Source organism: Catellatospora sichuanensis (assembly GCF_007483665.1).
Classification (GTDB): domain Bacteria; phylum Actinomycetota; class Actinomycetes; order Mycobacteriales; family Micromonosporaceae; genus Catellatospora; species Catellatospora sichuanensis.
Genome location: NZ_VIQO01000013.1, coordinates 53145 through 65663, shown reverse-complemented (window position 1 = coordinate 65663; position 12519 = coordinate 53145). Strand labels below are relative to the sequence as shown.

At 72.7% G+C, this 12519-nt stretch carries 12 protein-coding genes and 1 tRNA gene; 11 read left to right on the top strand and 2 right to left on the bottom strand.

Going from position 1 to position 12519, the window contains the following annotated elements; all coding sequences use genetic code 11:
• Nucleotides 1-39 precede the first annotated feature (39 nt).
• The 6 genes from FLL47_RS25315 (at nucleotide 40) to FLL47_RS25290 (ending at nucleotide 5931) form a co-directional block, all read left to right on the top strand.
• Complete coding sequence (locus FLL47_RS25315) at nucleotides 40-669, top strand: TetR/AcrR family transcriptional regulator (protein ID WP_186315906.1); 630 nt, start codon at nucleotides 40-42, stop codon at nucleotides 667-669.
• A 312-nt stretch (nucleotides 670-981) separates the two neighbouring features.
• The gene (gene tmk, locus FLL47_RS25310; RefSeq protein ID WP_222106200.1) at nucleotides 982-3072 is read left to right on the top strand and encodes a dTMP kinase; all 2091 of its coding nucleotides are present in this window, start codon (nucleotides 982-984) and stop codon (nucleotides 3070-3072) included.
• Between the two features lie 144 nt (nucleotides 3073-3216).
• Nucleotides 3217-4416: a DNA polymerase III subunit delta' gene (locus FLL47_RS25305; RefSeq protein WP_144123073.1), complete on the top strand. Its 1200-nt coding sequence runs from the start codon at nucleotides 3217-3219 to the stop codon at nucleotides 4414-4416.
• A 200-nt stretch (nucleotides 4417-4616) separates the two neighbouring features.
• The gene (locus FLL47_RS25300) at nucleotides 4617-4946 is read left to right on the top strand and encodes a YbaB/EbfC family nucleoid-associated protein (RefSeq protein WP_144123072.1); all 330 of its coding nucleotides are present in this window, start codon (nucleotides 4617-4619) and stop codon (nucleotides 4944-4946) included.
• On the top strand, nucleotides 4943-5224 hold the full coding sequence (locus FLL47_RS25295; RefSeq protein ID WP_144123071.1) for a hypothetical protein: 282 nt from the start codon (nucleotides 4943-4945) through the stop codon (nucleotides 5222-5224). The genes FLL47_RS25300 and FLL47_RS25295 overlap by 4 nt, the downstream gene beginning before the upstream one ends.
• Nucleotides 5224-5931, top strand: a complete 708-nt coding sequence (locus FLL47_RS25290) for a hypothetical protein (RefSeq protein ID WP_144123070.1) — start codon at nucleotides 5224-5226, stop codon at nucleotides 5929-5931. The genes FLL47_RS25295 and FLL47_RS25290 overlap by 1 nt, the downstream gene beginning before the upstream one ends.
• An 8-nt stretch (nucleotides 5932-5939) precedes the next feature.
• On the opposite strand, the gene FLL47_RS25285 is transcribed toward FLL47_RS25290, so the two are convergent.
• Nucleotides 5940-7490: a hypothetical protein gene (locus tag FLL47_RS25285; RefSeq protein WP_144123069.1), complete on the bottom strand. Its 1551-nt coding sequence runs from the start codon at nucleotides 7488-7490 to the stop codon at nucleotides 5940-5942.
• 223 nt (nucleotides 7491-7713) lie between these two features.
• Here FLL47_RS25285 and FLL47_RS25280 point away from each other — a divergent pair, with 223 nt between their 5' ends.
• Entirely contained in the window at nucleotides 7714-8568 is an 855-nt protein-coding gene (locus tag FLL47_RS25280) for a PSP1 domain-containing protein (protein WP_144123068.1), read from the top strand.
• Here FLL47_RS25280 and FLL47_RS25275 read toward each other — a convergent pair.
• Nucleotides 8556-10322, bottom strand: coding sequence for a metallophosphoesterase (locus FLL47_RS25275; protein WP_186315905.1), 1767 nt, complete (start codon nucleotides 10320-10322; stop codon nucleotides 8556-8558). The two genes, FLL47_RS25280 and FLL47_RS25275, sit on opposite strands and share 13 nt — an antisense overlap.
• 133 nt (nucleotides 10323-10455) lie before the next feature.
• Here FLL47_RS25275 and FLL47_RS25270 point away from each other — a divergent pair, with 133 nt between their 5' ends.
• The 4 genes from FLL47_RS25270 to FLL47_RS25255 all read left to right on the top strand — a co-directional run bounded on the left by FLL47_RS25270 (nucleotide 10456) and on the right by FLL47_RS25255 (nucleotide 12451).
• The gene (locus tag FLL47_RS25270) at nucleotides 10456-10749 is read left to right on the top strand and encodes a DUF2218 domain-containing protein (protein ID WP_144123067.1); all 294 of its coding nucleotides are present in this window, start codon (nucleotides 10456-10458) and stop codon (nucleotides 10747-10749) included.
• 65 nt (nucleotides 10750-10814) lie between these two features.
• Nucleotides 10815-10887 (top strand) — tRNA-Thr (locus tag FLL47_RS25265).
• Between the two features lie 162 nt (nucleotides 10888-11049).
• Nucleotides 11050-11544: a SigE family RNA polymerase sigma factor gene (locus FLL47_RS25260; protein WP_144123066.1), complete on the top strand. Its 495-nt coding sequence runs from the start codon at nucleotides 11050-11052 to the stop codon at nucleotides 11542-11544.
• Nucleotides 11537-12451, top strand: coding sequence for a hypothetical protein (locus FLL47_RS25255; protein ID WP_144123065.1), 915 nt, complete (start codon nucleotides 11537-11539; stop codon nucleotides 12449-12451). The genes FLL47_RS25260 and FLL47_RS25255 overlap by 8 nt, the downstream gene beginning before the upstream one ends.
• Nucleotides 12452-12519 lie beyond the last annotated feature (68 nt).

Below are 12519 nucleotides of genomic sequence, written 5' to 3'. Positions count from 1 at the left end.
TCGGTTCCCGGAACGCGCGCCGCGGTGAGGAGCGGATCAGTGTCCACACCAGCTGTCAGTGCCGGGCCGTTGCGCCGGGTGCCGGTACAGGGGCGCAGTGTCGCGCGGGTGCAGCGCATGCTCGACGCGTGCGCCGAGTTGATTGACGAAGTCGGGTACGACGGGCTCAGCACCACGCTGCTGGCCGAGCGGGCCGGCGTCGCGATCGGGTCGGTCTATCAGTTCTTCCCGGACAAGCGGGCCATCGTGCAGGCGCTGACCCTGCGCAACGTCGAGGCCTACCTGGAGCGGCTGGCCGAGCGCATCCCCGCCGGCGAGCTCTCGCACTGGTGGGACGGCGTCGACGGGGCCATCGAGGAGTACATCGAGCTGCACCGCAGCGTGCCCGGCTTCCGTACGCTGCACTTCGGCGACGTGGTGGACGTGCACCTGATCGACCCGGAGCGCGACAACAACGCGGTCATCGCCGATCATCTGGCCGATCTGCTCATCAGGTTCCACCACGCGCCGGACTCGCGGGAGCTGCGCTTCGCGCTGACCGTCTCGGTCGAGGCCGCCGACGCGCTGATCAAGCTCGCGTTCCGCCGTCACCCGGACGGCGACGCCGCCGTGCTGGCAGAATCGAAGCGGCTGGTACGCGGTTACCTCCAGACCTTCGCGCTGACCTGACAGCGGGGCCAAGGGGCCGTACCACTCCCTCGTTTTTGTGGCAAGTCTTCAGGGTCGAACCAGGGTCGGCCCTAGCCGGGGCAGGACTAGAGTGAAGCCGCAGGACGCCCGGGCGCTATTGCCATGGCCGAGGCACAGCGAGCACGCTGGGGCCAGGACGGGCAGTGACGCGGGGAGGGTACGGCCATCAGCACGCCATCGCAGGGAGCGGACGCCGCACCGTTCCCGGCCGCCATCGCCCAGGCGGACCTGAGCGGCGGTGCCGAGCTGCGCGCGATCCTGCGCATCCGGCCCTTCCGCCGGCTCTGGCTGGTGCTCAGCGTGGCCTCGCTCGGTGACTGGCTGGGCCTGCTGGCCACGGCGACGTTCGCCTCCGCGCAGGTGTCCGGCCCCGCCGCGAAGGGCCTGGCCTTCGGTTCGGTCATCGCGGTGCGCCTGCTGCCCGCGCTGGTGCTCGGCCCGCTGGCCGGCGTCATGGCCGACCGCTGGGACCGGCGGTACACGATGGTCATCTGTGACCTGCTGCGCTTCGTGTTGTTCGCCACCATCCCGACGGTCGCGCTCTACTCCACCGACGCCAAGATCACCGTCGGCTGGGCGGCCGCCGCGACGTTCCTCATCGAGGCGATCACGCTGATCTGGATCCCGGCCAAGGACGCCGCGGTCCCGAACCTGATCCCGCGGGCCCGGCTGGAGGCCGCGAACCAGCTCACCCTGATCACGACGTACGGCATCACCCCGGTGCTGGCCGCCGCGGTGCTGGCCGGGCTCAACCAGTTCTACCAGTGGCTGGATCGCTCCGGCGTGACCGTCGCGATGTGGGCCCGCCCGTCCAGCCTCGCCCTGTACTTCCTCGCCTTCTCCCGCCTGGCCAGCGCCCTGGTCGTCTTTTACGGCATCCGGGAGATCTCCGGCCACAACGGCGGCGGCAAGCAGGAGACCAGCATGCTGCGCCAGTTCACCGACGGCTGGCGCTTCATCGGCAAGACGCCGATGGTGCGCGGCCTGGTGCTCGGCATCCTGGGTGCGTTCGCGGCCGGCGGCGTGGTCATCGGCACCGGCCAGTTCTTCGCACTGTCCCTCGGCGGTGGTGACGCCACCTTCGCCATCCTGTTCGCGGCGATCTTCATCGGGCTGGGGCTGGGCATCGCCCTGGGCCCGCGCCTGATCGGCGGCCTGTCCCGGCGGCGGTGGTTCTGCCTGAGCATCATGCTGGCCGGCGTGTCCGTCGGGCTGCTCTCCCTGGCCCCGCACCTGTCACTGGCCGTGGTGGGCGCACTGCTGGTCGGCTCCGGCGCGGGCATGGCCTTCCTGTCCGGCACCACGCTGCTCGGCGGCGAGGTGGACGACGAGGTGCGCGGGCGGGTCTTCGCCGTGGTGCAGACCGGCACCCGGGTTGTGCTGATGCTGGCCATCGCGCTGTCCAGCGTGCTGGCCGGTGGGGGCGGCTCGCACGACGTCGGCAGTACCGGCGTGCCGATCTCCTCGACCCGGGTGCTGCTGGCCGTCGCCGGGGTGCTGGGCGTGCTGGCCGGCTTCTGGGCGCTGCGCCAGATGGACGACAAGCCCGGTGTGCCGCTGCTGGCCGACCTGATCAGCTCGATGCGAGGCCGTCCGCTGGGAGTCGCCGAGCAATCGGCGAAGACCGGCGTGTTCATCGTCTTCGAGGGCGGCGAGGGCGCGGGCAAGTCGACCCAGATCGCCCAGCTGGCCCAGCGCCTGTTGGGCGAGGGCCGTTCCGTCGTGGTGACCCGCGAGCCCGGGGCGACCGAGATCGGCGCGCGCATCCGCAAGATGGTGCTGGACACGCACACCACGGCAGCCGGGCCGGTGGGCGCGAGCGCGCTGGCCCCGCGGGCCGAGGCGCTGCTCTACGCCGCCGACCGGGCCCATCACGTGTCGACCGTGGTGCGCCCCGCGCTGCGCCGCGGCGAGATCGTCATCTCCGACCGGTACGTGGACAGCTCGCTGGCGTACCAGGGTGCCGGGCGCACCCTGCCGGTCGACGAGATCTCCTGGCTGTCCACGTGGGCCACCGGCGGCCTCAAGCCCGACCTGGTGGTGCTGCTCGACATCGACCCGCAGACCGGGCTGGCCCGGGTCGGGCGGCGCGGTGAGGCCGACCGCCTGGAGCAGGAGTCGGTCGAGTTCCACGAGCGGGTCCGGCACGGCTTCCTCGACCTGGCCGCCGCGGAGCCCGCTCGCTACCTGGTGCTCGACGGCACCCGGGACGAGCAGGAGCTGGCTGCGGAGATCGCGCTGCGGGTCGCCAAACTGCTGCCGCCGCCCGTGCCGGTTGCCGACGACGGGGCCGGCGGCGGCACCGCGGGGCGGGTCCCCGCGCCCGGTGAGCCGCGCTCCGCGGGCGAGATCCCCGCCGAGTTACGGGTGACCCGCACGTGACACCGGGCAGCGCGTGGACCGTGTCAGCGGGTCCCCGTACTGTCGCCAGAGGGCGCGAAGAATCCGGGCGCGACGTGCGGACGGGTTCCTCGCGGGCGGTAGGCGAGCGGAGCAGGGAGCAGGCGTGAACGAGCGGGAGGCAGCGTGACGGACGTCTTCGACCAGCTCGTCGGCCAGCCCGACGCCACCGCGACGCTGCGCGCCGCCGCCGCAGCGGGCGCCGCGGTGCTGCGGGGTGAGGCCGTCGGCGCAGGCGCGATGACCCACGCCTGGTTGTTCACCGGGCCGGCCGGCTCCGGCCGCTCGGTCGCCGCACGGTCCTTCGCCGCGGCACTGCAGTGCACCGACCGGGCCGCCGGGCCGGGCTGCGGCCACTGCACCGGCTGCCACACCACGCTGGCCGGCACCCATCCCGACGTGCGCCTGGTGGTGCCCGACGGGCTTAGCATCCCGGTCGCGCTGATGCGCGAGCTGGTGATGCGCTCCGCCACCACCCCGGCCAACGGCCGCTGGCAGGTGCTGCTCATCGAGGACGCCGACCGGCTCACCGAGGCGGCGGGCAATGCCCTGCTCAAGGCGGTCGAGGAGCCGCCGGAGCGCACGATCTTCCTGCTCTGCGCGCCGTCGGACCACCCCGACGACATCTCCGTCACCATCCGGTCGCGGTGCCGGGTGGTCCCGCTGCGCCAGCCGGCCGCCGACGCGGTGAGCGCACTGCTGGTGGAGCGCGACGGGATAGATCCGCGCACCGCGGCCTGGGTCGCCGCGGCCGCGCAGGGCCACGTCGGACGCGCTCGCCGGCTCGCCGGGGACGCCCAGGCGCGCGACCGCCGGGCCGCGGTGCTGGCGGTGCCGCGCCAGCTGACCGGTGTGGGGGCCTGCTTCGATGCCGCGAGCGCGCTGATCGAGGCCGCCGAGGCAGAGGCCGCCGCGGCGGTGGCCGACACGGACGCCGCCGAACGGGCTGCGCTGGAGATGGCGCTGGGCGCGGGCGGCACCGGCAAGGGCGCCGCGGGCGCCGCGCGCGGCATCGCCGGGCAGCTCAAGGACCTGGAGAAGCGGCAGAAGTCGCGGGCGACCCGGGCCCAGCGCGACGCCCTCGACCGGGCCCTGCTCGACCTGGCCGGCTTCTACCGCGACGTACTCAACGCCCGCTGGGGCGGCCCGGTCTCGCCGGTGCACGCCGACACTGCCGCCCTCGCCGAGGCCGCCGCCCAACGCTGGACCGCCGAGAGCACCCTGCGCCGCCTCGAATCGATCCTGGCCTGCCGCACCGCCATCGACACCAACGTCAAACCCCGCATCGCCGTCGAAGCCATGATGCTCGAACTCTGGCGCGGCTGACCCACCCTTCTTCGGCGCAGCTCTTGAAGAGTCGCGCTATCGAACTGCCCTGGTGAGGCCGTCTCTTCAAGAGTTGCGCGGTGGGTGGGGCGGGTGGGGCGGACGGTTGTCCACAGGCGTTGTCCACAGGGGTGTCGGGGGTGGGGGATCTACCGGTACCGTTCTGGCGGAACCGCTGCCGTCCATTGAGGAGCCGCCGCATGCCCCGGGAGATCGACGACGCCTGGATCGAGGAGGCGATCGCGTCATACCGGCGGATCGAGGAGCGGCAGGCAAGCCTCGCCCGCGCCCTGGCCGAGCTGGAGGTGACCGTGCACGACCCCGACGACCTGGTCGAGGTCGTGGTGGGTGGCGACGGCGCGGTGCGGCGGGTGGTGGTGACCGGCTCGCTCGACGGCCTGACCGGCCCGCAGCTGTCGCGCGCGATCCAGCAGGCCATCACCGCGGCGCACGACGCCGCGGCATGGGCCCGGCGCAAGGTGCACGAGGAGACGTTCGGCGACTTCACGGCGCTCGGAGGTGCCCGGTGACGAACGAGCTGGCAGTGTCGATCAGCGGGATCGGCGCCGAGGCGGCCGGGCTGCTCCCGGCGTTGGACCGCACGGCACCCACCCCCGCGCCGCTCGACGTGCCGGGGCGCCTGTCGCGCCTGGCCGACGCGGTCGGGGACTGGCAGCGTGCGGCCTGGTCGGATCATCTGGACGGCGCTCGCCGCCTCGACCGCGAGATCGTCGAGCTGGCCCACGCGGTGCGCGCCGCCGGAGACACCTACCGCATGGTGGAGCGCGACCGGAGCGGGCCGCTCTGATGGACGCGCTGAAGCACCTGAACGCGAGCACGGCCGGGCTGCTGGCCCGGGTCGACGAGAGCCTCGCCCGCTGGGGCGCGCCCGAGGGGCACCCGGTGTGGCGGCTGCTGCGGCGCACGGGCGCGCTGCCCGGCGACGTGGTGTCCGGGCTGGCCGGGTGGTCGCCGGAGCCGTGGCGGCAGCAGGCGGCGGCGCTGCGGGGGCATGCCGAAGCGATGGCGGCCATCGGCGGCGGCCTGGAGCGGCTGCCGTCCTGGGAGGGCGCTGCCGGTGACGCGTACGCGGCGTCCCGCCAGCGGATCAGCCGGGAGGCCTGGCACCGGGCCGCCCGCATGCGGGCCGAGGCCGCGTTCCACGAGGAGCTGGCCGACGTGCTGGCAGTGGGGCGGGCCCGGGTCGCCCGCGGGCTGGCCCGAGTCGTCGGCAGCGCGGAAGCGGTCGCTCTGGTCACCGGCGTCACCGCCGTGGCCGTGTCGGCCACCGGGGCCGGCCGGGGCGTCGGCGCGGTCGGGGAACCCGCATTCGGGCTGGATCCCACCGTCCGGGCACAGGCTGCCGCGGCGATCGCGGCAGCGCTGCTGGCGGACGTCGACGCGGTGCTGACGGAGCTCGACGGGCTGCTGGCGCGCGGGCCGGTCGTCGTGGAGACGAAAGTGGTGGCGGCGGACATCGCGTCCACCGCCACCACGTTGCGCGTCGAGCTTTAGATACGGCGTCAGCCCAGCAGATCCTCCGGCCCGCCCGAGGTGCGGCGGCGGGTCAGCAGGAGCAGGAACCGGCCAGCCACGAACAGCAGGGTGCCGGTGCCCGCGATCAGGGCGATGCTCGTGCCCGTACGCGGCAGGCTGCAGCCGGGACCGCCGCAGCCGTCGTCGTCGTCATCGGTGCCGGAAGCCGGCGAGGGGGTGGAGCCACCGCCGCCGTTGCCCGGCCCGCCCGTGCTCGGCGAGGTGGACGGCCGCGCCGTGGGCCTGGTGGTCGGCGCGGTCCGGGCGGTGGCCGTCGCCGAGGCGTTGAGCAGGCCCACGCCCAGGTCGAGCACGGTGGCGGGCTTGCTGTTCGGGCGGCTCAGCGCGAGCACCTGGATGCGGATACTCGCCGCCTGCGCGGTCACGCCACGGTCGGTGACCCGCTTCTCCAGCTCGCCGATGGAGATCTTCACGACGGCGAGTTCGCACAGCCCGAGGAGGTTGCCGCCACCACCGCCGAGCAGGCCGCCCAGGTCGGGCAGGCCGCCCAGCTCCGGCAGCGCGGGCAGGCCGGTGCCGCCGCCGCCCGAGCCGCCGAGGCCCTTGACGGTCTGCGTCAGGCTGCCCAGCGGAAGGCCGTCGAGCAGGCCGCCGAGCGGGTTCGCGTCCAGCAGGGGCAGGCCCTCGGCCTTGGCGCGCCGCTGCACACTGCCGAGGTCCAGGGCGCCGAGCAGCCCGCCGGCCGACGGGGCCGGGACGGCGAACTCGATCGTGCGGTGTACGCCGGAGATGGTCTTGGTGCCGATGCCGGGGCCGGAGATCCTCAGGACCGGCGCGTCGTAATCGACCACCGAGCTGGCGGCGCGGCCGGTGGCCAGCACGGTCAGCTTCGGCGGCTCGAGCACCTCGACGTCGATCGCGCCGCCGAGCAGCTCCAGGTCGGTCAGGCCGATCTCGGCCTGCGCGCCCGACGCGATGGTGCGCTCGTCCATCCGCACCGTCGCGGTCCGCGCCTCACCGGAGGCGTTGTGCGTCGCCTTCACCAGGGCGCCCCGGGATCCGGGCAGGATCGCGGCGTCGACCAGGGCGGCGTCGGCCTCGCCCGCGGGGCCTTCGGTCTTGCCGCAGGCCATGCCCTCGGCCCAGCGCGCGTGCGCGGTGAGATCACCGGTGCCGGCCTTGACCAGACCCAGGTCCACCGAGAGCGCCCGGTTCTTCACGCCGGTCGCGTTCGTCGGCGGGGCCTGCTGGTACACGCGCCCGTCCAGCGGCCCGGTGGGCAACTGGAGGCCGAGCAGCTTGGCGTCGGCGTACCGGGCTGCGGCGGAGCTGTGCGTGGGGCTGGTCGCGGACATGCCGGCGTTGGCCGAGGCGATCGTCAGATCGGCCACCGTGGGCAGTTTCAGCCCGAGCGGGCCGAGGTTCAGCACGCCCACCTTCAACAGGTCGGCTCCGGCGCGCGCGGCGTATCCGGCGGGCCGGTCGCACACACCCGCCGTGGCGGGCGCGGACAGGATCGTCAGGGAGCTGAGCGAGACAAGGGCGACCGTGCTGGCTGCGGCGAGATGGCGGCGCATGCTTCCTCCGGGGCGGACGGGTGCGCGGGGGTGCGCACCTACGTCGTGGCCCAACGAAGGCTTCTGGGCAGGGTTACGGCAAACCCGAAGACCTATCCATAAGAGCTAACGACGAATCAACCGAAAAGGTACGCAACTAGATCTGTTCCGCCACCCCGCGTTTTCCGCGATCCCGGCAGTCGCGGATCTCCGCGGATGCCGGAAACCGGGCTATCGTGTGCCGATGGGCATGCTCTGCGCGGTCACCTTCAACCGGTACGGGAAGCTGTACTACCTCGATCCCGGGGAGTTCCGGCCGCGTGTCGGTGACAAGGTGCTGGTGCACACCGACGACGGCCCGGAGGTGGCCGACTGCGTGTGGGCGGCCGAGTGGAGCGAGGAGGACACCTCCGGCTTCCCGAAGGTCATCGGCATCGCCGGTCCCGAGGACGTCAACCGCGACGAGCTGATCCGCCAGCGCAAGGCCGAGGCCCGCGTCGCCTCGAACCGGCTCATCCGCGAGCACCAGCTGCCCATGAAGGTCATCGCGGTGGACCACGTGCCCGGCGGCCCGGCCGACGGCGACGACCCCGGCCCGAGCCCGCGCACCACCGTCTACTTCACCGCCCCGCACCGGGTCGACTTCCGCTCGCTCGTCCGCGACCTGGGCGCGACCCTGCGCTGCCGGGTGGAGCTGCGCCAGCTGTCCGCCCGCGACTCGGCGAAGATGCAGGGCGGCATCGGTTCGTGCGGCCGCGACCTGTGCTGCTCGACGTTCCTGACCGAGTTCGAGCCGGTCAGCATCCGCATGGCCAAGGAGCAGGACCTGCCGCTCAACCCGATGCGCATCTCGGGCGCCTGCGGCCGGCTGATGTGCTGCCTGAAGTACGAACATCCCATGTACCAGGACTTCCACGGCTCCGCGCCGGCCATCGGCGAGCAGGTCAGCACGCCCGAGGGCGACGGCCGCGTGGTCGGGCACTCGGTGCCCCGCGACGCCGTGGTGATCCGGCTGGCAGCGGACGGCTCCCGCACCGTCTGCCCGAAGGCGTCGGTATGCGGGAGCCGCAAGTCGTACGAGGACCGCTACGCCGTGTGACTCGGGTCCTCCGCGTCGGAGGGCAGCACGGTGGGCGGGGCGGCGTGCTGCTTGGCCGCGCCCAGGGTGATCACCTCGTCGACCAGGCGGGGCTTCATCGGCGTGGCCGGGCGGAACCAGGAGCCGGTCGGCTGCGCCCGCCACTTCTTCGAGATCTTGTCGACACCGACCACGTAGATGCTCAGCGTGCCGTCGGGAGCGAAGCGCATCCGCAGGAAGCTCTTGAAGTCCTCGATGCCCTGCCCGGCGTAGAGCTCGTTGACGTTGACCTTGAACGAGGCCGCGATCAGCAGGTACAGCGACACCAGCAGCGCCGCCGCGACACCCGCCGGCGTCAGGTAGATCACCACCGCCAGCGCCGCCTGCACCGCGGGCTTGTAGCCCTCGAACGGCAGCAGCCGCCACAGGGACAGCCCCACCACGCCCAGCGCGATGTGCGCGCAGCCGTGCAGCGCGCCGAGCACCACCGGCGTTATCTTCGCCGCGGCCTCGGTGAGGCCGACCGAGAAGAACACGCACGAGAACATCACCAGCGCGGTCATCATGAAGATCGGCACGGTGAGGATGCGGCCGGCCGCGTTGTTCAGCGACAGCATCAGCATCGTGTGCATGATGCCGAGCATCGTGGCGAAACCCGGGTTGCGCCACGGCAGGCGGGCGAAGACGCCGCCGCCCAGCCAGCGCGAACGCAGCTTCGTCGGGTACGTCTTCTGCAGCGCGTACGGCAGGCCGGTGCTCTGCCGGCGTACCTGCGAGTGCTTGGGCGGCACGGTGATGGCCTCGGGCAGGTGGTTGGTGGCCGCCATGTACGCCCCGCCGCCGCCGCAGGTGATGAGCTGCTGGCCGCTGTCGCTCTGCGCGTACCGCGCGTAGTGGTGCAGGTCGCCGCTGACCATCAGGGCCACGCTCGCGCCGGTCGGGTCGATGACCGTACGCAGGAAGTAGTCGATGGTGTCGTAGTAGAGCGGATGCTCCTCGGACTGCACCCAGGCCGGCTGCGGGGTGACCAGGATGATCCGGTCACCTTCCTCGATGTTGGCGGCCACGCCGCGGAAGTACTCCAGCTGCGGGTCGTCCATGTAGGCCGCGCCCTGGGCGTCCAGCGCCAGCAGCCACCACCGGTGCGGCAGCTGCAGGGCGAAGTAGGAGCGGGTCTGCCTGGTGCGCCAGCCGCCGATGCGCGAACCCTCACGCCGCGCGAACAGGCGCAGGAACGCGGTCAGGCCGTCGTACCAGTCGTGGTTGCCGGGCAGGGCGAACAGCGTCGGCCCGTTCTCGGCCGGGACCTGCGGCAGCGCCGCGCGGAACGGGCCTTCGAAGCGGTCCTCGTACGCCTTGCCGCTGGCCGTCGGATACACGGAGTCGCCGCCGAGCACCAGCACCCGGCCGCGCGGCAGCCGCTCACCGGTCGCCTCGATCTCCTCCTGCGCCAGCAGGTAGGCCATCGAGTAGGTGGCGTTGAACCCGTCGCCGAGGTCGGCGATGTAGTCCAGCCACAGCTCCTCGTCGTTGACGTGCTCGTCGTGGACCTTGGTGGGGAAGGCGTTCTGCAGCTCGCGTTTGTCCAGGTAGGCGCCGAACTGTGCGGCGAACGCGACGCGTACGCCCGTGGCGGCGAGCTGCAGCGGGCTCAGCCAGGCCACCGGAGGTTGCGGGGTGAACCCGAGCTGCGCGGGCTCGAGTTTGCTCGGACGGTGCGTCCGGCCCGACACCGGCGTCGGGTCTGAGGGACTGCGCGGAGGGATCACGGTCACAGCAGCGCAGCCTAGTCCGCAGTGGACCAGGTCGCACCGGCCCGATCGGGCAATCCGCACCGGCTGCCGCCATCCGGACACCTCGGGTGGTCCTCGTGTGGGCGACCAGCGAAAGTGAGGATACCCTAACTCCATGATGATCGTTGAGGGGAACGCCCCGACCACGCGCGCCGCCCGCTACCTCAAGCAGGTGCTGACCCACTTCAGCCACAAGATCGACGTGGAGCTGGCCGAGGACCGCGGCAGCGCCGCCTTCGAGGCCGGCCGGGCCGAGCTGACCGCCACCGCCGACGCCTTGGTGGTCCGGATCGAGGCCGAGGACGCCGAGCGGGCCGCCACCGTGCAGCGCGTGATCGTGAGCCACGCCGAGCGTTTCGGCGAGAAGGACGGCCTGAAGTTCGGGCAGTTCACACCCGTCGCCGCGTGAAAATGTGACCCGCCGCCTACCCGTTGGCCGGAGGGCTGCCTGATCGCGTATAGTGATGCGACGTTGCCGCCTTAGCTCAGTCGGTAGAGCGTGTTACTCGTAATAACAAGGTCAACGGTTCGATTCCGTTAGGCGGCTCTGCAGCGAAACCGCTCCTCACGTGTGTGGGGGGCGGTTTTTCGTGCGCTGCGTGCCGGGCGGGAGCCGGCCCGCTGAGGACGGCCACGTCGCGCCCCAAGATCGGCAACCTTTTCGGCGGGCCGGGCGTATCTACCGCATGTTCATCACACGGGGCTGCTCGTGAGCCGAGCGGACGACTACGACGAGCTCTACCGAGCCTCCCGCGGGCGGCTGCTCGGCTACGTGTACGCGCTGACCGGCGACGTCACCGAGGCCCAGGACGCGGTGCAGGAGGCGTTCATCCGCGCCTGGCAGCGCTGGGCCACGGTCGGCTCGCACGAGAACCCGGAGGCCTGGCTGCGGGTCACCGCGACCCGCATCGCGATCAGCGGGTGGCGCCGGGCCCGCAACCGCGCCCGCGCGCACGTGCGGCACGGCACGGCGCAGGCCGTGTCGGGCCCGGACGGCGACACCGTCGACGTGGTCGCCGCGCTGCGTCGGCTGCCGGAGGAGCAGCGGGTGGCGCTCGCCCTGCACCATCTGCTCGGCATGCCGGTCAAGGACATCGCCGCGGAGACCGGGGCGCCCGTCGGCACGGTCAAGGCGCGGCTGTCGCGTGGGCGGGTCGCGCTTGCCGGCCTGCTCGGCACGGAATGGGAGGTCCACGATGTCTGACCACGTCGACCAGCTCGTCGACCGCATCGCGGGCGAGCTGAACGCGGTGCGCTGGGCCGATCCGGCGCAGCTGCGGGCCACCGCGCGGCGGCGTACGCTGCGCTCGGTGGTGGCCGTCCCGGTGGTGGTGCTCGTACTGGTGGCCGGCGTATGGGCCACGGTCGGCACCGGGCCCGGCGGGCGGGTGCCGGACGTCGCCGCGAGCCGGAGCGGGCCGACCGTCATGGCCTCGCCGTCGCCTACGGGTGCGCCCTCGCCGTCGACCCCGGCGGGCACGCCGTCCACCGGCACGGCGCCGCCGGAGGTCCCCGTCGAGGCGCTGCTGCAGGCCGAGGACGTCGGGACCGACGCGATCCTCGACAACCAGTACATGTCTCTGCCCGGTGAGCAGGGTTTCGTTTTCGGCCACGACGAGTGCCCGGCGTATGCCGGCCTGAAGATCGTCGCTCCGTTGCGGCATACCGCGGGGCGTGGCCACACGGTGGTCACCGGGGATCCCCACGACGCCGACAGCGACCGGGTCTTCGTGAACACGCGCCGGTACACGGCCAAGGATGCGGCTCAGGTCCTCGCGGACGCGCGTCGGTTCGTGCGTGCGTGCAGGTCGTACCGCGCCGGCACCGAGGCCAGCACGGAACGGAATCCGGCGCACGCGGAGATCAGCTGGAGTGTGCTGGCGGAGGGATTCGCCGGTGACGAGTCGGTGCTCGTCCGCCAGCGGTACGTCTCCGTGCTGGACAGCACCGGGGAGTCGGCCGGGCAGGGCGCCCTGGCGCTGTACGCCCTGATTCGGGTGCGGGACGTGGTCACGATCGTTCACCTGCAGCAGGATCAGCCGGAGCGGATCAAGGCGCTGTCGGTGAAGGCTGCCGTGCGGCTGTGCGTGATGGTGCCGAGCTGCCGCTGAGCAGCCGGAGTGGGCGGCGCCGGATTGCGCGCCGCCCACCGGTGCGGGCGGTGGAGGTCCGGGCGACC